This window comes from Thiorhodovibrio winogradskyi, from assembly GCF_036208045.1.
Lineage (GTDB): Bacteria > Pseudomonadota > Gammaproteobacteria > Chromatiales > Chromatiaceae > Thiorhodovibrio > Thiorhodovibrio winogradskyi.
On sequence record NZ_CP121472.1, the window covers coordinates 3,903,339 to 3,925,659 of the forward strand.

At 62.7% G+C, this 22,321-nt stretch carries 13 protein-coding genes and 1 pseudogene; 3 read left to right on the forward strand and 11 right to left on the reverse strand.

Annotation, left to right across the window (positions count from 1 at the left end; genetic code table 11):
- Positions 1-6: 6 nt before the first annotated feature.
- The 3 genes from Thiowin_RS17875 to Thiowin_RS17885 all read left to right on the forward strand — a co-directional run bounded on the left by Thiowin_RS17875 (position 7) and on the right by Thiowin_RS17885 (position 3,931).
- Positions 7-1,410 carry an MBL fold metallo-hydrolase gene (locus Thiowin_RS17875; RefSeq protein ID WP_328984321.1) on the forward strand — a complete coding sequence of 468 codons (1,404 nt, stop codon included), beginning with the start codon at positions 7-9 and terminating at the stop codon, positions 1,408-1,410.
- A 160-nt stretch (positions 1,411-1,570) separates the two neighbouring features.
- Positions 1,571-2,788 (forward strand): ATP-grasp domain-containing protein, encoded by a 1,218-nt coding sequence (locus tag Thiowin_RS17880; protein WP_328984322.1) that lies wholly within the window; start codon positions 1,571-1,573, stop codon positions 2,786-2,788.
- Positions 2,789-3,931: a phosphoserine transaminase gene (locus Thiowin_RS17885; RefSeq protein ID WP_328984323.1), complete on the forward strand. Its 1,143-nt coding sequence runs from the start codon at positions 2,789-2,791 to the stop codon at positions 3,929-3,931.
- A gap of 45 nt (positions 3,932-3,976) precedes the next feature.
- Here the strand turns inward: Thiowin_RS17885 and fliS are convergent, their stop codons facing one another.
- The 11 genes and pseudogenes from fliS to Thiowin_RS17940 form a co-directional block, all read right to left on the reverse strand.
- Positions 3,977-4,402: a flagellar export chaperone FliS gene (gene fliS / locus Thiowin_RS17890; RefSeq protein WP_328984324.1), complete on the reverse strand. Its 426-nt coding sequence runs from the start codon at positions 4,400-4,402 to the stop codon at positions 3,977-3,979.
- 47 nt (positions 4,403-4,449) lie between these two features.
- A complete protein-coding gene (locus tag Thiowin_RS17895; RefSeq protein WP_328984325.1) occupies positions 4,450-4,677 on the reverse strand; it encodes a hypothetical protein in 228 nt (75 codons plus the stop codon).
- Positions 4,678-4,752: 75 nt separating this feature from the next.
- The gene (locus tag Thiowin_RS17900) at positions 4,753-5,079 is read right to left on the reverse strand and encodes a flagellar protein FliT (RefSeq protein WP_328984326.1); all 327 of its coding nucleotides are present in this window, start codon (positions 5,077-5,079) and stop codon (positions 4,753-4,755) included.
- Between the two features lie 27 nt (positions 5,080-5,106).
- Entirely contained in the window at positions 5,107-7,122 is a 2,016-nt protein-coding gene (gene fliD / locus Thiowin_RS17905; RefSeq protein WP_328984327.1) for a flagellar filament capping protein FliD, read from the reverse strand.
- Positions 7,123-7,185: 63 nt separating this feature from the next.
- On the reverse strand, positions 7,186-7,641 hold the full coding sequence (locus Thiowin_RS17910; protein WP_328984328.1) for a flagellar protein FlaG: 456 nt from the start codon (positions 7,639-7,641) through the stop codon (positions 7,186-7,188).
- A gap of 99 nt (positions 7,642-7,740) precedes the next feature.
- Positions 7,741-10,335, reverse strand: a complete 2,595-nt coding sequence (locus Thiowin_RS17915) for a flagellin N-terminal helical domain-containing protein (protein WP_328984329.1) — start codon at positions 10,333-10,335, stop codon at positions 7,741-7,743.
- Between the two features lie 288 nt (positions 10,336-10,623).
- Complete coding sequence (locus Thiowin_RS17920; protein ID WP_328984330.1) at positions 10,624-11,346, reverse strand: CmcI family methyltransferase; 723 nt, start codon at positions 11,344-11,346, stop codon at positions 10,624-10,626.
- Positions 11,343-11,927, reverse strand: a complete 585-nt coding sequence (locus Thiowin_RS17925) for a class I SAM-dependent methyltransferase (protein WP_328988120.1) — start codon at positions 11,925-11,927, stop codon at positions 11,343-11,345. Before Thiowin_RS17925 ends, Thiowin_RS17920 begins: the two co-directional genes overlap by 4 nt.
- 96 nt (positions 11,928-12,023) lie before the next feature.
- Positions 12,024-12,446: pseudogene (locus Thiowin_RS17930) on the reverse strand (acyltransferase); the annotation flags it as partial.
- Positions 12,446-13,300, reverse strand: coding sequence for a class I SAM-dependent methyltransferase (locus Thiowin_RS17935; RefSeq protein ID WP_328984331.1), 855 nt, complete (start codon positions 13,298-13,300; stop codon positions 12,446-12,448). The gene Thiowin_RS17935 and the pseudogene Thiowin_RS17930, both read right to left, overlap by 1 nt.
- Positions 13,301-13,424: 124 nt before the next feature.
- On the reverse strand, positions 13,425-22,298 hold the full coding sequence (locus Thiowin_RS17940; RefSeq protein WP_328984332.1) for an O-linked N-acetylglucosamine transferase family protein: 8,874 nt from the start codon (positions 22,296-22,298) through the stop codon (positions 13,425-13,427).
- Positions 22,299-22,321 lie beyond the last annotated feature (23 nt).

A 22,321-nucleotide genomic window follows, 5' to 3' on the forward strand; every position in this document is an offset into this window, starting at 1 on the left:
AAGGGCATGCGCATCATCCATCATGGCGCCATTGATGGTGTCACCGGCTCCTGCCATGAATTGCGCCTTGATGACGGCGGCGCCCTGCTCATTGACTGCGGCCTCTTTCAGGGCGCGGAAGCAGGACCGGATGGCGCCGGCGCCGATCAGCTCGAGATCGGCTTTGACACCGCGCCCATCCGCGCCCTGGTCCTAACCCACATCCATATCGACCACTGCGGCCGGCTGCCCTATCTGCTCGCCGCCGGTTATCGCGGGCCGATTCTGTGCAGCCAGCCATCGGCCGAGTTGCTGCCGCTGGTGCTGGAGGATGCGCTGGAGATCGGCGTCACCCGCAATCGCAAATTGATTGAACAAGTGTTGGCAGTGGTCAGGGAACGCACCATCGCCCTACCCTATGGTCAGTGGCACCAGGTAAGCGACAGACTGCGCCTGCGCCTGCAAGCGGCCGGACATATTCTCGGTTCAGCCTATGTCGAGTGCGATCTGCTTGGCGAGGGCGGGAGTGACGACGCCCAACGAGTCGTCTTCTCCGGCGATCTGGGCGCGCCCGACACACCCCTGCTGCCCGGTCCGCAAGCGCCCGAGAAAGCCGATGTGCTGGTGCTGGAAAGCACCTATGGCGACAGCAACCATCAGGACCGCGCCACCCGCGCCGAGCGCCTGCGCGCGGCCATTGAGCATGCCTTGGGCGATGGCGGCACAGTGCTCATTCCGGCCTTTAGCATTGGCCGCACCCAGGAACTGCTCTATGAGCTGGAAGCCCTCTTCCATGACCTGGCAGACAGCAACCCGGCCTGGGGCCAATTACAAATCGTCCTCGACTCCCCGCTCGCGGCCGACTTCACCCGCGGCTACCGGCGCCTGCGCGAACACTGGGATGTCGAGGCCCAGGCGCGTCTCGGCGCCGGTCGCCATCCGCTCGCCTTCGAGCAGCTGGTCACCGTGGACAATCACGACGCCCACCAGCGCATGGTCAATTACCTCGCCCACAGCCGCCAGCCGGCCGTGGTCATCGCCGCCAGCGGCATGTGCGCCGGCGGGCGCATGGTCAATTACCTCAAGGCCATGCTCGGCGACCCGCGCCATGATGTGCTCTTTGTTGGCTACCAGGCCGCCGGCACCCCGGGGCGTGACATCCAGCGTTATGGTCCGCGCGGTGGCTATGTGATACTCGATGGCGAGCGGATCGACATCCGCGCCCAAATTCACACCATCGGCGGCTATTCCGCCCACGCCGACCAACGCAATCTGATCGACTTCGTGCGCGGCATCCCCAAGCCACCACGCGAGATCCGCCTGGTGCATGGCGACCATGGCGCCAAAGCCGCTTTGCGCCTTGCCCTGGACCAGGCGCTGAGCAATACGGCGACCCAAGTGCTCATTCCAAGTGCATATTCCAAGTGCTGACTAGCGCCTGCTTTCGCGGGCGGCAACCAATGGTGTGACCCGGGCCGGGTGACCCCAGGATGGTGAACCCAGGATGGTGAACCCAGGATGGTGAACCCAAAAAAGTGACCAGGCATTCGCGCGGCAACCCAAACAATTCAACCCCGGAGGACGGTGACTGATGCAAGACATCCTTGGACTCGCGGCGCTGCTGCGTCGGCATCTCTCGGGCGAGGACCTTGGCGTGCTGGGCCAATCACTCCTCGATCAGGCCACCCAAAACCCCGAGGACGCGGCCGCGCTGCTCGATGCCTCGACGATTATTCAATTTCGTGGCGACGCGCATCTCGCGCTGCAACTCCAGGCCGAAGCCCTCAAACTCTGCCGCACCTACCGAATTCCAGCGGCCAAGCCCGTCCGCACGCGGGTGCTGGCGATCATGGCCCCCGGCGCCATCATGGGCAACGTCCCGCTGGAGTGCCTGCTGGAAGACTCAGATATCGAGCTGCTCCTCTACTTCGCCTCGGCCACCACGCTCAATCCCTCGCACATCCCCGAGCATGACCTGCTGTTTGTCGCGATCGGCGAGTCCGACGCCAACAGGCCCATCCTGAACGCCTGGCGGCCGCTGATCGCGGGTTGGCCACGTCCCGTTGTTAACGCGCCCGGACCGCTTGACCCACTCAGCAGGGATCTCGTCTACCAGGGTCTCAGGTCATTGCCCGGCCTCAGCGTCCCCCCCACCGATCGCGTCGCGCGCGCCGCGCTTGAGAACGGGCCGCCGGCGACACTGGCATTCCCGCTCATCCTGCGTCCAACCGACTCCCATGCCGGGCAGGACATGGTCAAGCTCGACTCTCCCGAAGACCTGACCCAGGCCCTCACCCAGATGCCAGGAGATGCCTTTTTTGTCTCCCCGTTCATCGACTATCGCAGTCCTGACGGCCGCTACCGCAAATATCGCCTGGTCTTTATCCAGGGCCGCCCATTCGCCTGCCACATGGCGGTATCCGACACCTGGATGATCCACTACCTGAACGCTGGCATGGCCGAGAGCGCCGAGAAACGCGCGGAGGAAGCCGCTTTCATGGCAAACTTCAATCAGGGCTTCGCGACCCGTCATTCCCAGGCCCTGGCCGCGATCCAACAGGCCGTGGGGCTCGACTACTTCGGGATCGACTGCGCCGAGAGCGCCGATGGTCGTCTGCTGGTGTTTGAGGTGGATGCCGCCATGGTTGTACACGCAATGGACCCTTTCGACATTTTCCCGTACAAACAGCCGGCCATGGCGGACATCTTCGCGGCCTTTCGCGTCATGCTGCTCGAGGCCGCCGAGCGCAAGCCGCCAAGTCTGACCCCAACAACCCAAAGAGCAACCCAAAACGGCGGCCCCGGCTAGATGGGCGAGCGCGACCGCCCCCGCTTGCCTGATCGCGACAGGAACGCACTCAACTTCTCCGGCGGGCCAGGCGCCTTGCCCGCGTCCGTGCTCGCGGCGGCCGAGCAGGCCATGATTGAGGTGCCGGATGTTGGCCTGTCGATTCTCGGTATCAGCCATCGGTCCGACTGGTTTGCCGAGGTGGTCGCCGAGACCGAAAACAACATCCGCCGGCTACTGGGGCTCCCGGACACCCATGCGGTGCTCTTCTTGCAGGGGGGCGCGACCCTGCAGTTCTCGATGATCCCAATGACCCTGCTGCGCGGTTCGGGCCGAACGGCCGATTACCTGCGCACCGGCTACTGGAGCGCGAAATCCATCCCACCGGCGCGGCTTGAAGGCAGGGTACGCCTGCTCTGGGACGGTGAGCCCGGGCGCTTTCGCGCGCTGCCAGAGGTGGCGGCCTTGCCCTATTGCGAGGATGCCGCCTATTTCCACTATGTATCGAACGAGACAGTCGAGGGTCTGCAATTTCATCGGATTGCCGGACTCGATACAGTTCCTCGCGTGTGCGACATGTCGTCCGACTTTCTCTCCCGACCCTTCGACCCCAGCCGCTTTGACCTGATCTACGCCCATGCGCAAAAAAACCTCGGCCCAGCAGGCGTGACCGTCGTCATTTTGCGGCCCGAGTTACTCGATCAGATGCCAGACCAACTGCCACCCCAGCTACCACCCGTGCTCGACTACCGCGCCCACCTCAAGGCACGCTCCATCTACAACACCCCGCCCGTATTCGCGATCTACGTTGTGATGCTGGTGACGCGCTGGCTGTTGCACCAGATCGGTGGCTTGCAGGCCATGGCGCGCATCAATCAGCGCAAAGCCGCCCGGCTCTACCAGGTGATTGACAAGAGTCAGGGGTTTTACCGTGGCTGGGCGCCAGGCGCGCATCGGTCCGAGATGAATGTGGTGTTCAACCTGGCGACACCCGAACTTGAGGCCGCTTTTCTCCGCCAGTCGAGCGAGGCCGGCTTTAGCGGTTTACAAGGGCACCGCTCGCTCGGTGGGATCCGGGCATCCATTTACAACGCGGTCACGGAATCAGCCGTGGAGACGCTGGCAGACTTCATGCAGGATTTTGCCGGCCCCAGGGGGGGTTGAAGTTGAAGCGGGCTTGAAACCGGCTTGAAAGGGGGCTGACAGGGGCTAGGTGGCCGGTGCCGCGGTGCTCTTGCCCATTAAACGTAATTGCTCTGGCACCGCATCCCAGCCGGACTTGATTTCCCGCATCAGGCGGGCCACCTCGGCGAGCGCTTCCACATCATTGGCGGCGCTCCCCTCGAGCAACCGGCGGATCATGTAGTCGTACAGAGAGCCAAGCTGGGCGGCAAGATCCCCGCCCTTTTCGTAGTCGAGAATCGCGGCCAGATTGTTGATAATGGAGATAGCCCGGCCGAGTTGCTCACCCTTGAGCTTGTAATTGCTCGCCTTCATCGCGCCACTGGCAACGGCAATACTCTCCAGCGTGGCGTCTAGCAACATTTGAATCAGGCGGTGAGGATCCGCGTCCAACACCTCCGCCAGCTGGCCAGACTCTCGATAGCTGTTAATTTCTTTGCGCATGGCGTACATAATAGCTTAAATCGGCCCTTTGGGGATAAGACAGCAGCAATTGAAAATTAGTTGGCCGCCCGCAAGCACGCCATCGCATCGCGCCCGCTCAGTTGACGCACAACCCGAGTCCCTTGCCGATCCGTTACCAGGATCGTAAAAGCCGCCGGGTCATCTGGAGCATCCCAGTCGAGCTGCCAATCAATGTGCCGGCGAATCCGCTGGTAATACTCCGCGAGCAGCAGCGTCTCGCCGCGCGCGCGCCGGCCATCCGGGGTACCGGGTCGGTTTGGCAAAGCGAAGCCTGCCCAAGTTTTCAAGCAAGATGTATCGCCCATTGTTGCCCCCTTCCCTCTAGGTAAAGCCTGTCATTATTGTCCAAGATAGGCGCGAGCCGACTTGCGCCCGCGCATCAGCTGCAAAAGTTCCTGTTGCAGCCTGTCGCGCTGGCTCTCCGTGAGCGCGATCAACTGCCGGTCCATCGCCTGCAGCTCGGCGAGAGGTTCGCGCAGGCGCTCCGCTGGAAGCCGGGGTTCCGGGTCGAGCAGCGCATGCAGCGCGGCATCGCGCCGCGCTTGCCGTTCGGGAAAATCCTCCCAGTCACCGGCTTGCGCGCGCTCGAGCAGATCCCGCGTCAACGTCATCACCCGCTCAAGGGTGCGTTCGGCGGGCTCGGAATGGGTTCCTGCAGTGCCCATGGCGCGCGCGCTCACCCAACCAGGCGGTTAATTGTTGCCCAGGTTGGCATAGGGCATGGCGGTCATCTGTTGTGTCAGATAACTGCTGGTGGACTTAAACTGAGCGACCACCAGGTCCATGGCGTTGAATTGCTGGAACAGCCGCGCCTCGTATTTCTCCATCTTCATATCCAGCGCCGCGCGGTCCTCGCCAATTTTGCTCAGGCTGCGCTGCAGCCCCTCGGTGCGGGCGTTGATGGTGCCGCCGGTGCTCAACAGGCCGCTCAGGATTTGATCGAGCCCTTGCATCATGCCACGGCTAAAGTTCACGCTGCCGCGTGAGCCCGTGGCTCCGCTCTCGGCCGTCACCGACAGGCCCTTGGCCTCCCCCTCGGTCACCGTCAGCGCCTGGCCGTTGCCAGTGGCCGCGTAGCCACCGACGGTGCCGGCCACATCCTGCCCGGCATAGCCGAGGCCGTCGTCCAGGCCAAGGCCGCTGCCCTCGACATCGAGCAAGGCAATACCCGCGACCGCGCCGTATTGCTTGGAGGTCATTTCCAAGCGGTTGTCGCCGGCATTAAAGCTGACGTCGACACTGACACCGGCCGCGCTCAGGGCGCTGTCGCCATTGATGCGGGTCTGCAACTCGGCGACCAGTTCCGCCGTCGTGTAGGTTCCCTGCGTCAGCGTAATGGCGCCGGACTCGGTACCGTCGACATTGATCTTGAAGCTATCGTTGCTCGCGTCGACCACGGTGCTGAGCAGGGTGCCGCCCTCGAAGCGGCCCTGGGTCGCCATCTGGGTGATCTCTACGGCGTAGCTGCCCACCTGGGTGTCCGCCGTGCTAGCCTGATAGCGGATGCCGCTGTCGGAGGTCGTCCCCTGGGACGCGAACAGCCCGGCGACCCCGGTCGGGTCCGCCTGCATGGCGCTCTTGAATTTGTCGCTGTCGAACTTCAGTGTGCCGTCGGCCTGGGTGCGGATACCAATATCGACCAGGCTGCGAACCGAGCCGTTCAGCCCCTCGACCGCCGACATCAGCTGCATGCGCACCTGCGACATGGCGCCGCGCACCAGGGCATCGCTTTGCAGGATGCCGCCGACGCCGGTGGCCGGATCATAGTCCGCGGCCGAGCTGACGGTGTCGTTCAGCTCATTGAACTTGGTGATAAAGTTCTCGAGCGCCGAGGTCGCCGCGCTGCTGTCCTTGCTCAGGTTGACCTGGATCACCTTGCCATCCTGGGCGGCATTCAGATTGAGCGTGACCCCTTTAAGCGCGCTGGTGACCGTATTGCTGTCGCTGGTCACCCGCAGGCCGTTGATCAGCATCTCGGCATCCTGGGCGGCGAGGGTCTGATCCATGTTGGTCGCGCTGGCGTTGAAGGCCAGCGCCGACAGGCCCGTGGTGTCGGTGTGATTGCCGTCGCTGTCGGCCACACTGATCTGCAGGCTGTTGTCCGCGCCACCGTCCTCGGTGTTCATCACCAGCCGATAGCCATCGCCATCGTTGATAATGCTCGCCTGCACGCCGATGCCGGCCTCGTTGATGGCGTCGCGCAGGCCGTTCAGCGTGTTGTTGGACGAGTCGATAATAATGGTGGCGGTGGACGAATCCGGGTTTTGTGTAAAATCGTTATAGGTGTCGGTGCCGGCATCATAGTCCGTGGTGCCGAATTTGAGCGTCAGCGTCCCGCTGCCGACGGTGTCGGTCGGATCACTGAAACGCATGGAGGCGAGGGTGTGATTCTGCGCGAGCTTTTCCACCTCGATGGCATAGCGGCCGACATCGGCATTGGCCGCCGCCGATACACCGAGTGCGCCCTCGTCGCTAGAGCTGGCGGCGACCTTCTGGAAGGTGTTCGGCAGCTTGAGCGCGGACAGGCTGTTCTGGAACTCAGAGAACGCGCTCTTGATGGTGCCCCAGGTGGAAACCTTCGCCTGCAGCTCCGCTTCCTGCCGATCCAGGCGGGTCTCGGTCGGCTTGCGCTCGGCGGCAACCAGCTGTGGAACAATGCTATTGACTTCAACGCCCGAGCCGAGGCCGGTCGATGTAATGGTTGCCATGGTAAATCCTCCGTTGCTGCTGCGTCAGGCTGACCTCCGCGCGCCCACGCGGGGGCGCGGATTCTAAGCCTGATCCTTGACCAAGAATCCCTCCGGATCCTTGAAAATCATGCCTTCGACTTCCGTCAAACGGCGTCTGAGTTCCAACACCGACTCGGGCGGCAACTGCTTGACCACCTCGCCGTCGGCGTCCTTGATCTTCACCACCATCTGCTCGCCTTCTTCATCGAGCGCGAATTCCAGCGAGCGCTGCATGGATTCGACGAACTTGTTGATCTGCTGCACCGCGCCTTCGAGTTCCTCGCGCGGCGGAGGCTGATCATTCTGGCCGCGATGCTCGGTGTTGGTCTTGCCACTCTCGCCCGGCTGCATCACCACTTGGGGCGCGGCTGAGGCCGCGCTGTTGGCCGGTGGTTGCATCTCCGTTGGCGCGGCTCCTTTGGTGCTTTGGTCCGAGGTGTCGCGCCTTGGCATGGGGTTCGGCGACGTCAGACCGGTTAAGCCTTGCAAGGTTTCCATGATTAAGTCCTCGGTAAAGAACTCCAGTCTGGAGTTAGCGGGTGGGCCGGCCTTGCACCGGCCCACCACCCGCCCATCATGCGCTAGTCAAAGCCTAGCCTATCTCAGCAGCGACAGCACGTTCTGCGTCGAGGCATTGGCCTGGGACAACATGGCCACACCCGCCTGTTGCATCACCTGCAGCTTGCTGAGCTGCGCCGTCTCGGCCGCGAAGTCAGCATCCTGGATGCGGCTGCGCGAGGCGCTCAGGTTCTCCGAGGTGATGGACAAGGCCGAGATGGTCGAGGTCAGCCGGTTCTGCACCGCACCGAGGTTACCGCGCTCGCTGTTGATGGTCGAGAGGGCATTGTCGACCGCCTCCAGCGCCTTGGTCGCGCCCTCCACCGTGGAGATGTCGATATCCTTCAAGAACTGCCCACCATCGGTGCCGCCGAAGGTGCCGACCTGGAAGCCCATCGCCTCGAGCTCAGCCGAGCCGTTCTGACCAGCGGCCACGGTGAATTGGCCGGCCGCGCTCAGGGTGACCTTAGATGTTGTGGTTGTTGCGAGTCGGTTTGCCAATTCTGTGTAGTCCGACGCTTCGATATCCAGCGGCGTAACGGTCGAGTTACCGGTGACGACGCCATTTAGCATGGCCGTGACGTCATATTCGACAATACCGTCTTGGCTGGCATCCAGGCCAATCTCCACCCCGGAGAAATCGATGGATTTGTTCAGACCGCCATCGGAAAGCGAGCCGGCATTAGCCTCGGCGTTGGTGTCGATGACGATGGAGATGTTGCGCCCATCGGCGGCGGTGAGCTTCAGGCCGGTGCCGGTGTCCTCGGCGGTGACGCCGGTCTTGCCAGAGATGGCGTTGATCTCCGCCAGCGCCGTGGCACGGTCCTTCTCGGCATCGTCGGTCAAGGTCATCGAGAAGACCCCGCCGTTGATGTAGACGGCCCCTTGCACGCCGGCGCGGTCGGTTGCCGTGCTAGCGGTCCCGGAACCGCCATCGACTTCGGTGGCTTGCACCGTGGCGGTGACGCCGGTTTCGGCCGATGAGGCGTTAATGGCGGCGGCGACCGCGATACCGCTTGCGGCCTTGTTGCTGCTAACGGCGTCCGAGTTGGAGAAGGTGTCGTCCGAGGCCTTGGCCGCCTGGATAGCGACGCCATTGATCACTAAGTCGCCTTCGCGCAGCGCGTCTGGGCCGCCGAACTCGGCGCCTTCGAGCGCCGTGAGCAGCGCATCATCAGTACCCCCATCGATCGCACCGACATTAGTGATCTCGACCCGCTCATTGGACATGAGCGTGAGATGCTTGATGGCGTCGTCTCCGGTATCGTCACTGAAGCCGACGGTGACGATGCCACTGCCGATCGCGTCGTCGATGGCAGTTTGCAAGCCATCGACAAGATCAGTCTGGTCGGCGGACATGTCCGTATCAAGAACCACGGTCACGGCGTCACCGCCGGACAGCGAGATGTCGAAGGTATGGGCGTTGGCGCCAGATAGATCAGCGCCGCTTGAAATGTCGCCAGTGCCGACAAAGGCCGAATCGCTTTGCCGCGTCAGCGAGGAGACGGTCGCGGTATTGGCCTGGTAGACACCTTCGGCTAGGCCGGCATTGGCGATGTCACCGGTTCCAGCGGTAATGGAGATCGGGGTGCTGTCAACCGACCGAAGGTTATAGCCACCTTCATAGGTGTCCGCGGCAGCGACACCAGTGTTCGCCGAGGTCAGCGTATCGAAAGAAATCTCAATGTTACGTCCATCCGCCGCCACCAAATTGATACCGGTTTCCGCACGCCCGGTATCAACGGCGGTAACGCCGGTCTCGCCGGAGATGGCGTTGACCGCCTCAATGACCGCCTTGCGGTTACCTTCCGCATCGCCGGCACCGATGCCGATGTTCTCGGTGGTGACGCCATTGATAGTAATAGTACCGTTGGTTGCCGAGCTGGGTAGCTCTTGCTTGGAGCCCGCGGCGACGGTTGCATTGACTGTCGCGACGACGCCGGTCTCGGCAGTATGTTTGTTGATGGCCGCGACCTTGGCGATCGAGCTGGAGGCCGCTGCATCGGTGGATGCCGTGTCGTCGGATGCCGATGAGCCGCTGATGGCCACACCGTTGATCAGTAAATCGCCGGAAGCCAGGGCATTGTCGCTGCCGACGGCACTCGCGGTGGCGGCTTCCCCGCCGCCGAGTTTATCGGTGCTCATCTTGCCGATGGACATCTCGAAGGTTTGGCCAGCATTGGCGCCAATCTGGAAAATTTGCTTGTCCATGGTGCCATCGAGCAGTTTGGTACCGTTGAACTCGGTCTGCTCGGAGATGCGGCCGATCTCGGCTATCAGCTGTTGGGCTTCCTCGTTTAGCGCCTTGCGGTCGCTGGCGCTATTGGTGGCATTGGCGGACTGAATGGACAATTCACGCAGACGCTGCAGGTTGGTGTTCATCTCGCCCATGGCGCCCTCGGCGACCTGGGACATGGAAATGCCGTCGTTGGCGTTGCGGGTGGCCTGGTTGATGCCTTTGATCTGGGAGGTGAAACGATCCGAAATCGCCATACCGGCGGCGTCGTCCTTGGCGCTGTTGATGCGCAGGCCGGAGGACAAACGCGCCATGACCTGGTTCATCATCTCCTGGGATTTGTTCAGATTGCGCTGGGCATTGAGTGATGCGACGTTCGTGTTGATGACTTGGGGCATGATGGCTCTCCATGTTGGTGCTTGCCGTGATGAGCCGCTACGAGCTGTCGAGACTCGTCATCGGCCGCTGTATCGCAGGTCTTGGGCCGATGGATCCTCCGGTGGGGCTCGCTGCTTGGACGGACTGTTCGGCGTCCAGGTCAGGAGCTCAGCCGTTGGGGCCGGCCTCAATGTGCTTCGTTCAGGAAGTTTATCGGCGGGCGGGTTGCAGACTTAAGGCCATGTTGCGCTCCCATCCGCCTAGCCAAAAGCACGGTGTCGAGCGACCAGCCCGGTCGCGCTGCCGGCTCAACAAACACGCTGCAAGAAGGCATCGAGAAAGTTGCCTGGACCATGGGGGATCGGCGCAGGTTTGCGTTCAAAATCGCCCCGCTCGGCGAGAAAGCGCTCGATGGCAACGCGGGGGTTGGAGCGGGCAACGTCGGGGTATTTCTCGGTGGTTTGGCCAACCGGCGTGCCTGCCAAATCCGCGAACACGGTGTCGGCGACCACCAGATAACTGCCCACGGAGACCAGGGGGGCGTACCCGATCATCTCCTGGTAGACATGGTCGGCGTTATGATTATCGTCGAGGAAGACCAGCACGCGACCGGGGCTGCTCTCGAGCTGCGCGGCAATTTCGGCGATCACCGCCGGATCGGCGGCATCGCCCTCGATCAAGGCACGCACCCGGCCGCCCTGCGGATGCCGCGCGATCTGATCGCGCACCTCGTCCGATAATCGCACATCGACCGACACCACCCCGGCGTCCGGCCGCCCGCCGCTAAGCTGTAACAGGGAGGCGAAGAAAATAGCGGACCCCCCAAACTTGGTGCCGGTCTCCACGATCCAGTCCGGCTTGACGTCCCAGATCAGGGCTTGCAGGCGGATGAGATCCTCCGGCATCTGCCAGAGCTCGACGCCAAGCCAGATTTGGCGAAACCAGCCTTCGTTCGCCGAGACGCGGGCGAGATTGCGACAGAGATCGTCGATCAGGTAGCCGCGCTCGGACGGAATCCAGCCCTCGGTCATCGGGTGGCCTCCAGATTGAGGCTCACCAGGGTGCCGGTCTCCTTATCCAGATGCGGCAGATGAGCCTGGGAGTAATCGTCGACGTCGGCGTGCTCAGTCTCCCGCCAGTTCCAGCGGTGAATATGGCGGAAGCCGAGACCCTGGAGCTCATGGGTCAGAAAGGGCTCGTCGAAGATCATGCGGTGAAAGTCGTATTCATCTCGCTGCCCCCCACAGACGAGGCCGATCAAGCCGTTCAGTCCATCCGCAAGGCCGCGCTCGTAGTAGAGCTTGGCGCAGACCGCGAAGTCCGGCACCGAGAGTCGCAGGCGACCGCCAGGCTTCAACACCCGTCGCCATTCCGCGAGCGTGGCACGGAATTCCCAGCGGCCGAAGTGCTCGAGCACATGGGAGGCGTAGATCAGATCCGCCGTCGCGTCGGGAATCTCATCGAGTCGCGCGACATCGGTGACCAGATCAACATGCGGGTAGGGCTGCGCATCCAAATGAAAGAAGCCCGGGATATAGCGAGATCCGCAGCCAATGTGCAGTCGAACCGTCCCATCGGTTGTTGGACCGAAAAGCCCGGAGCCGTGTCGCATGCGACGAACGCGACAGGGAGAGCCCCAAGCTACTGTGTTCGGCGGTATGCTGCGGGTCACGACAGAGCCACTGCCGACGATCGCATGGGCGCCGATGGTAACACCTGGGTGAATGATGGCGCCCATACCAATCCATGCCCCATCTTCGATTCTGATTTGTTGGTGATCGAGTGGCTGGAGACTATCCTCGTGCTCAGGATGAACCGGACCCCGAGGCTGGCCGCCGATCAGCACGCCGCTGGAAATCTGACAGTCGTCGCCGATTGCTATTCCTCCCCATGGCTCGGAGATCTGACAGCCAGCGCCAAAGGAAACATCCTTACCGGTGACCATCCAGCCGTGCGCGATATGAAGGCTGACATTGGGGGCGAAGCGGTTGCATTCGCCGATTTGCAGCCTGCCCTCTCGGCCGACATGGAGGACGCAGCCAGCACCGATGACGGTGCTCTCCGGTATCTCGCATACTCCCTCGGCCTGAATGATGACGTGTGAATGGTTGGCAGCCTGCTGCATCGCCATCAAACCTCTTGCTCCAGCCAACTCCCGGGTCGCGAAAACCCTGCCGTCTCCCGAAGCGCAGAAGGGGCCATTTTTCTAGCCCACCCGAGCAAGCGACCGTTAGCGCGGCGCAGCACTTGGACTTGCGCCGGATCGAATCCCGCATCTACAAGCCAGCGGCCGAGCACGATCTCATCCGGAGCATACCAATTCCAACCCTTTTCCATGGTGCCGGAGTAATCGCAGAGTCCGTCCGCACCGGTGAGCGCTTTGGTCTCGAGCAGCAAGCTGCCGCCCGGTTTCAAGTAAGCGAACAGGATACGCGTAAAGAGCAAGGGGTCGGTCACATGGTAGATGACGCCAGAGCAATAGACTTGGTCGAAAGATTGAGCCCAGTCGCCGCGCTCGGCGTAGAGGCTGGATTCGATCACCTGGGTACTGGAACCAATCAGCTCAAACAGCCGCTTGGCGGCCTTGGCGGCGATGGGGTGCTCCTCGATCGCGGTCACTCGCGCGCCCAGACCTTCGAGCACCAGGGCATCGCCTCCGCTCCAGCAACCGACGTCCAGGACTCCCGCGCCGGATAGATCCGCCGGAAGAAGACCGTGCTGCATCGCCTCCGCCGTAATTTCCAGGTGGCGCGTGGACATGGCCCCAGTTCGAACACGCCCACAGCCAAAGTCGTGATCGTGGCCCCAGACGAAGAAATCGCGAAAAGCGGATGACGATGCCGTGTCCCAAAAGGAATCGGGCGGCGCCTGGTCGGGAAATTCCTGGGCGATTGCATCGGCAACGCGGTTGGCAAGGCTCGGATCGTCGGTCTTCCAGCGGCTCAAGGCGGCGGATACGCGGGTCCGGGCTTCCGCGAGGCGCATGATTGGCTCTGGCGCACAAAAAGACGTTACAGTATCCGGGTTGCGAATTCGATTGGTGCGTGGCTGCATGTCGGGTTCCAGTTTGATTGCGCCGTGAGTCTTCGGGCGGCCAGCAAAGCGCCATTCAGTTGTTGTCGAGGTCCATTGCTTCGGCCAGCATCCGAAAAAAGGCGTGCTCCAAGGCACTGGCTAACCCCCCACCATCGCACAGCGGACTTTGCTGCATGCGTTGGCGTTGAGTATGGCGCAGAGTCTGACGCATGTCCGCCGCTTGCGCTAGACGGGCAACGATGGCGACATACTCGTCCTCGTCATGGGCAATCCAGTCCGCTTGGCCAAGGCCAGAGAGAATAGCCGTACCCATGCGCCCGCCCATGCGGTCACCGGCCAGGGTCACCAGTGGCACGCCCATCCAGAGGGTATCGAAGGCGGTGGTGCCGCTATTGAGAGGTAGGGGGTCCAGAGCAATGTCGAGCCGGTTGTATTGCGCCATGTGCTCGGTCCAGCTCGGGCTGGTGCCGGCAAAACGAATGCGCTCTGCTGTCACGCCAACCGCCCCCAGAAAGGCCAGGATGCGGTCTTGGGTTTTCGGATCTGTCGCCTTGCCATCCTTGAGCAGCAGCTTGGCCGTCGGCAGGGCTTGCAGCACTTTCGCCCACAGGCGCAGGCTTTGCTCGCCCACCTTGGCGAGATTATTGAAGCAACCAAGCCACAATGAATCGTCCTCGGCTGGAGCACGGGTCGGCTCGGGCGCGTCTTCGGGGATGTCGTAAGCCAGCCATGGACGCGGCAACCGCCAGACGCGCTCGGTGAAGATGGCGTCAAGCGCCGGGGGGACGAGGTGCTCGTCGGCGATGAACCAATCCATCTCGGTCAGGCCGGTGGTGCCATAGTATCCAATGTAATGACATTGCACCGGGGCGGCGCGGCGCGCGATCACGCCCAGGCGGTTATCGGCGGTATGGCCGCTGGTTTCGATCAGGACGTCGATGTGATCGGCACGGATGCGCGCGACGGCGTCCTGATCGCTGAGTCCGATCATGGGGATCCAACTATCGGCGAGTGCGCGCAAGGATTGGCTTTCTGCTTCCAGTCGGTGCTTTGTCGGGTACATGTGCACGCTGATTTGATCGCGATCCAGCGCGCGCAGCCAGGGCCGCAAGAAGAGCGCGACCGGATGCTTGCCGAGCTCGGCGGATAGAATGCCCAGGCGCAAGGGGCGCTTGGATCCGGCGGCAGGAAGGTCGAACCTCTGCCGCCGGGCGGCTTGGCGCTCGGCCTCACTCAGGACGCCCAGTTCCCAGGCCTCGGCCTCGCGACGCAGGTCGCCGGGGGAGAAGAGGTCAGTGCTGCTCAGCGTAAACAGCAGGTTACTGTGGATGCGGCCATTGCGAGGGTCGATGCTGAGCGCTCGTCGGTAGTGATCGAGCGCCTCGCGAAAGCGCCCTTGGGAATGCAAGGTCCAGGCAAGGTTGCCGATGGCATCGGCATAGTCGGGGCGCAGCGCGAGCGCCTGGCGATAACAGTGCTCGGATTCCTCGAGCCGGTTGAGGTTGCGCAGAGTCACGCCGAGGTTACAGTGCGCCGAGGCCCGGTTTGGGTCCAAAGCAAGTGCTTGTTGATAACTGGCGATCGCCTCGGGGCGACGGTTCGTTTCTTCCAAAAGGTTGCCGAGATTGACATGGGCATCGACGAGGGTCGGATCGCAGTCGATGGCCTGGCGCAAGCAGTGCTCGGCCTCGGCGAGACGGCCCTGCGCGACGAGCAAACTGCCAAAGTTGTTGTGGGCCTTGGCCAGTCGCGGGGCCTGCTCAATCGCGGCGAGGTAATGCTGCTCAGCCTCGGTGGTCCGGCCGAGTTGGTGGCAGGCGCAGGCCAAGTTATAGAGCGCCTTGGCGTGATGCGGGCGCCGTGCAAGCGCGGCCTCGAAAGCTGGGATGGCTTTTTCAGCCTCACCAAGCGTCAGCCAGATCCCGCCCTTGATGTTATAGGGATCAGGGTCGTCGGGTGCGAAGCGAATGGCTTGCTCGATGGCGGCCAGGGCCGCCTGATGCCGGCCAAGCGCGGCCAAGGCACTGGCGCGCAGCGTCCAGGCGAGACCATCGCCTGGCGCGCGCTCGACCAATTCTTGCGTGGCCTGGTCAGCCTCCGCGAAACGCTGTTGCGCGAGTAGGTTAAGCAACTGGTTGCGCGTTGCTTGATCAATAGACGCGTTCTTTGAGCCAGGCCGCGATGACTTGCGCTTGCGGTGTCGCTGCTTTTTTTTGGCTTTGGCTGTCGCGACATTCGGCGGCGCGGGCGCCTTGATGGGGGGCAGGCAATGATTGGGCGTCTTAGGCGGTTTTGCGCTGTCCCGCGGGCCTTGGTCAGCGCCCGAGCGCTGATCGAACATCTGCTCGAAGGCATCCTCCAGCGCACGTGCCAACCCGGCGCCATCGCACAGGGGGCTCGCGCGCATCTGCTCGCGCAAGTGGAACCGCAGGGTCTCGCGGGCATCACGGTCGCGCGCCAGGGCAACGACCTTTGTGACGTAGTGCTCGCTATCGGCGGCAATCCACTCGGACCGGTCGAGTCCTTTCAGGATCGCGGCGCCCATGCGCGCACTCATGCAGCTACCATCGCCTAGAGCGATGATGGGGATACCCATGCTGAGCGCGTCGAACGCAGTGGTTCCGCTGTTGTAAGGAATTGTTTCCAGAGCGACGTCCAGCCGGCTGTACTGCAGCATGTGCTCGCGCCAGGAGTCGGTCGGCTCGACGAAAACAATGCGGTTGCCGTCGATTCCGGCGCTCGTCAGGCCGGATTGAATGCGCGCCTGGGTGGCGGCATCCGCGTGTCTCGCTTGCTTGAGCAGCAGTTTTGCCTCGGGGAGTTGATGTAAGACCTTTGCCCACAGCTGCAGGGTGGGCTCGCGCACCTTGGTCAGATTGTTGAAGCTGCCGAGCCAGAGGGTGCCGTCGGGGTCAGGCTGCCAGACGGGCTCGGGGATGTCGGGTGGCATCTGGTAGGCCAGCCAGGGACGCGGCAGGCGCCAGACACCCTCGGTAAATTGTTCGTCGAGCTGGGGGGGAATCAAGCTGGCATCGGCGAGAAACCAATCCATCTCGCTGAGTCCGGTGGTGCCAAAGTAACCGATGTAGTGACATTGCACCGGCGCGGCGCGGCGGGCGACGATCCCCAGGCGATTCGCGGCGGTGTGGCCACTGGTGTCGATCAGGATGTCGATACCATCGGCGCGAATGCGCGCCGCGGCCTCTTGGTCGTCGACACCAACGAGGGGCACCCAGGCCGCCGCCATGGTGCGCAAGTCGTCGGTTTCCGCTTCTGGCCGCGCCTTGGTTGGATACATCCACAGCTGCACCCGATCGCGGTTCAGCGCGCCAATCCAGGAGCGCAGAAAAAAGGCCACGGCATGGGTGCCAAGCTCGGCGGAAAGGAGCCCGACGCGCAAGGCCCGCCCATTGCGAGGCCTAATGTTGGCGCGACGGTGGCGTGCCGCGTCGCGCTCGGCGGGGCTCAATACGGTTTGTTCCCAGCCTTCCGCGAGCACGCGCAACGACCGGGGGTCGCGGCTGCCGGTATAGCCGAGAGTAAACAGAAGGTTGCTATAGCTATTGGCATCGTGCGGCTTGATTTGGAGTGCACGGCGAAAGCAGGCTTCAGCCTCTTCAATCCGACCGAGGTCTTGCAGGATCAAGCCCCGTTGATTGTGGGCGCGATGGTCATCCGCCTGATGGGCGATGGCGCGGCGCAATAGCCGCTCCGCCTGTTCGAGCCGCCCCCATTGGCGATACAAGCCGCCGAGATTACACAGCGTCGGCACGTGGGTTGGGTTCGCGATCAGCGCGGCGTGATAGCTGGATTCGGACTCGACGAAGTCCTTCTGCTCCCTGAGGATCTGCCCGAGCAGGTTGTGCGCATCGGCGGACTCTGGCTGCTGCTTGATCGCGGCGCGCAGGCACTCTTCCGCCTCGCGATAGCGGCCGATTTCGTTGTACAGGGCGCCGAGGCTGAGCCAGGCCGGGGTGTAGTCGGGTTGCAGGGCGAGCGCGCGTTGATAGTACGCTTCGGCGTCTTCTTTGCGCGCGAGAAGATCGCTGACATGACCACGATTGTGGAAAAAACTGGCGCGTTCGGGTTGCAGCGCAATGGCCTTGTCCAAGGCGTCCCGCGCCTGTTGGTGTTGCCCGGTATTCGTTAGGGCGCAACCGAGGAGGTTGTGCGCGTCCGCATCCCGATCATCCAGCGCGATTGCGCGCTCCAGCGCGGTAATGGCTTGCGCCTGCTGTCCGCCATGGAGCAGGGCGGCGCCCAGCATCTTCCAGCCGACCGGGCTGCCGGGCGCTTGCGCGGTGGCTGCTCGCGCGGCGCGCTCGAGCTCGCTGAAGCGGCCCTCGTGCCACAGTCGATTCAACAGCTCCGCGTTTTCATCGGCCGCGGTCACATGATGGTGGGCCGGGTCGTCAGCCGCGCTCTCCGGCTTTCCGCTGTCGACAAGTTGTATCGACTTAGGCTGCGCGCCTTGTCGTTCCAACCAGTGATCGAACATCCCCTCGAAGGCGTCCGCGAGCGCCTGGGCCAAACCGGCACTGTCGCACAAAGGGCTGTTGCACATCCGCTCGCGCTGTTCGGCGCGCAGATGGCGACGGCGATCAATGTCCTGGGCGAGCGCAACCACAATCGCGACATAATCGTCTTCATTGGTGGCGATCCATTCTGTCCGGCCGAGACCGGTCAGGATGGATGCGCTCATGCGACCTGCCATGGTGGCGCCGGTCAAGGTGACCAGCGGCACTCCCATCCAGAGTGTCTCGAAGGCGGTGGTGCCGCTGGTCAGCGGATAGGTATCGAGCGCGATGTCCAGGCGGTTGTACTGCGCCATGTGCGCTTGCCAGGTATCAGTCGGATCAGCGAAGACGACCCGATCCTCGATGAGGCCTGCTCGCGATAAAGTATCGCGGATGCGTTGCTTAACGATTGGATCTGTTGCCAAGGGTTGCTTGAGGAGCAGGCGGGCTTGGGGTAACTCCCGCAGCACCCTCGCCCACAGTAGCAGGCTTTCGTCACGGACTTTGTTGAAGTTATTGAAGCTACCGAGCCAGAGCGTACCATCGGCCGCGGGCTGCCAGTCGGGGGCGGGAGCATTCTCGGGGGTGTCGTAGGCGAGCCAGGGCCGAGGGAGGCGCCAGATGCGCTCGCTGAAACCCCGCTCGAGCGCCGGCGGGATCAGCACCTCGTCGGCCATGAACCAGTCCATTTCGCTCAGACCAGTGGTTCCAAAATAGCCGACGTAGTGACACTGGACGGGAGCGGCGCGACGTGCGATCACGCCGAGACGATTGGAACTGGTGTGGCCGCTGGTCTCGACAAGAATGTCGATCCGATCGGCGCGAATGCGCGCCGCGGCATCCTCGTCGCTGCGTCCGATCAAAGGTGTCCATTCATCCGAGAGGGCTCGAAGCGCCCGAGATGCTGATTCAGGCCTAGGTTTTGTCGGATACATAATGACCTGGAATCTTTGGCGATCCAGGTTCCGCAGCCAGGGCCGCAGGAAAAACGCGACCGAGTGATCTCCGAGCTCAGCGGACAAAAGCCCCAAACGCAGCGGCCGATGAGCGCGGGATGATGGGGTGAAGGTCTGTCTCTTGGCGGCTTCTCGCACCCCGGCGCTGAGCACGGCTCGCTCCCAGCCTTCGGCTTCCTGGCGCAGGCGAGCGGCGTCCTTTGTCACGGCATAATTGGTGGTAAACAGCAGGTCGCTCACCAGATGCGCGTTGCCCGGCTCAATCGCCAATGCGCGCCGGAAACATTGTTCCGCCGCATGCGGTTGCCCAAGCGCGCTCAAGACTTGCCCAAGATTCCAGTGCGCTTGCGGGAAGTCGCCGCGGATCGCGATCGCTGTGCGCAGGTACTGCTCGGCTTCCCGCAGTTTGCCGAGTGCGGGGCCGAGTCCGCCAAGGCTGGCGAGCGCGCTGAGATTGTTTGGATCCAACGACAATGCCGCGCGATAGCAGGTTTCCGCTTCGCGCGCCCGTCTGAGATCCTTCAAGACATGGCCGAGCAGGTTGTGGGCATCAAGTGAACGAGGATTAGGTTGCAGCGCCGAGCGCAAAACAGACTCGGCTTCAAGCAGTCTGCCCGTCGCGCTCAGGACAAAGCCCAAACCGAGCAGCGCTTGGGAATGATCCGCGTCCAAAGCGATGACCTGCCGGAAATCGTGCTCGGCCGCCTCCCATTGCTTCATCTCACTGTGCAGGCTGCCCCGATTGAACAAGGCGGCGGTGTGGTGCGGTGCCAGCTCGATGGCGCGGGCGTATGCCGTCAACGCTGCTTGGGTCGCTCCGAGTCGAGTGAGCACATGCCCATGCATGCTGTGGCTGTCGGCGTCCTGATCGTCGAGCACCAGCGCTTGTTGCAGGGCGGCGCATGCTGGCTCGAGTTGACCCAGCTTGATCAAGGCACCGCCGAGAATCTTCCACGCCAGACTATCGGATGGCGATTGTTCGGTGGCTTGGCGCGCCGCCTGTTCGAGCGCCGGCAGAGGGCCGGTCGCCCAAAGCCGCAGCAGTGTTTCATGGTCGTACGCGGCTGATGATGACGCTGCCGGGTCGGCTTTCTCGTTACTGTCCGCCTGATCGAGTCCTCGGGGCTGGCAGGGCTTATTGCTCGCGGCGACAGGCCCTAGCGCCGGTTTGACGGCGGATCTTTGATTCCGATTCGCTGACCCGTCTCGCCAGAGGTCGAACATGTCCTCGAAGGCGCTCTCGAGTGCGCGGGCTAGGCCGATGCCATCACACAGTGGGCTGTGCTGCAATTGGTCGCGCTGTCGCGCGCGCATCGCAAGACGCGCGTCGCGATCGCGAGCAAGGCCAACCACTTTGCGCACGTAGTCCTCCGGATTGTCGGCGATCCACTCCCGGCGACCAAAGCCGCTCAGGATCGCTGTGCCCAGGCGGCTGTTCAGGGTGGTTCCGCCGGCGAGAGTGATCAAGGGGACTCCCATCCACAGCGCCTCGAAGGCCGTGGTGCCGCCATTGTAGGGCAGCGTTTCCAAGGCGATATCGAGCCGATCGTATTGCGCCATGTGCTCACGCCATGAGGGAGCCGGCGGTAGGAATGTGATCCGGTTCGCCGTGATGCCCTGCGCGGCTAAGGTGCTGATAACGCGCGCCTGGACGGCAGGATTCGCGGCCTTGGCCTGTTTCAGCAGCAACTTGCCTGCTGGCAATGCGACCATGACCTGCGCCCATAATCCCAGCGTTTCTGTCGTGACTTTATCGAGATTATTGAAGCTGCCGAGCCACAGGGTTCCGCTCGGATCCGGCTGCCAAGCAGTGTTTGCCAACTCTTCTGGGGCACGGTAAGCCAACCAGGGGCGTGGGAGGCGCCAGATATTCTCGGTGAAGTGCTCGTCGAGATGCGGGGGTAACAGGCTAGCGTCGGCAAGCAGCCAGTCCATTTCCGTGAGACCGGTGGTGCCGAAATAGCCGATATAGTGGCACTGCACCGGCGCGGCGCGATGGGCGATGACACCCAAGCGGTTGTTAGCGGTGTGACCGCTCGTATCGATGAGAATATCGATTCTGTCGGCGCGAATCCGCTCCGCAGCCTGTTCGTCGCTCAGACCGACGACGGGGTGCCAGGCGTCGGCGAGATTCCGGAAATGTCCAACTTCCGCCTCCCCGCGATCGATCGTCGGGTACATGATCAAATCAAAGCGGTCGCGATCGACATGCGGCAACCAGGACTGCAGAAAGTTCGCGACCGGGTGCTTGCCGAACTCGGCGGACAGCAATCCGATCCGAAGCGAGCGGCCGGCCCGGTCTGGGGTAGTGAAGACTCTCTGGCGGGCAAGATCGCGCTCCATGGCGGAGAGGGTCGCGTGCTCCCAGTTCTCGGCGCATTCCCGCAAGACCCGCGGACTGGCGAGGCTTCCGTAAGCGAGGCTGAAAAGCGCGTTACTTTGGACCTTGGCGGGTGCGGAGGCTAAACTTAATGCTTGTCGATAGCTCTGAGCGGCATCTTCGCGTGTCGAGGCATGCTCGAAGATGGTTCCAAGACTATAGTGGGTCTTCGCGCTTGCGGGATTGAGTGTTAGGGCGCGTCGCAGGTCATCCTCAGCCTCCTCAAGGCGGCCGAGCTGACCAACTAAGCTTCCCAGGTTGCTCCAAGCATCGGCTAGGTCTGGATTTAGCGCCAGCGCGCGACGGTAGCTGGCCTCGGCTTTTTGTGGATCGTTCAGTTCCAGGTGGACGTTTCCGAGATTGTTGTGGACTTCCGCGAGGCTTGGGTGCTTGGCAGCTAACTTCTCGAATTGTCGCAACCCATCGGCGGGGCGACCCAATTCCAGCAGTAAATTCCCGAGATTGTTGAGCGACTCGATGTGGTCGGGGTCCAGTTCCAGCGCTCGACGAAATGCCTGCTCAGCATCCAGGAGACGACCTTGGTCTCGCAGCGTTGTGGCAAGCTTAGAATGTGTCTCACAACGATCCGGTGCGAGATTGAGCGAGCGCCTGAAAGCCGCCTCGGCCTCGCGCGGCTCGCCGCGTCGCTGAAGGAGCAGGCCAAGATTGAAGTGGGCCTCGGCGTAGTCTGGTCGAAGTTCCAAAGCCTTTTGGAAGGCGGCGATGGCTTCATCATGGCGATTGAGCTGCTGGAGCACATGTCCGATGGTGTTCGGTATTTCCGGGTCCAATGGGCTGAGCGATGCCGCGCTGCGCAGCACTGAGAGCGCAGCGTCGCTCTGACCAAGCTGGGCAAGCGCGGTCCCGCGAACCTTGCAAAGGAAAGGATCCTCGGGGCAAGTCGCGATCAGCTCACCGGACTTGGCGTCCAAAACCTCAAACTGGCCAGCGCGAAACAGTTCGAGCAGTGCTTGCCGCTGTTGAAAGCTAAGCCGTGCCGCTCGTGTCGCCTCTTGCGATTGGTTGGCACCGGACTTGTCTGCCGATTTCCGATCGGCCGTGCGCGCCGAGTTTGCTCGATCGTCTGAAGTCATCGCCTGGGGAATTCGTTTCGTTT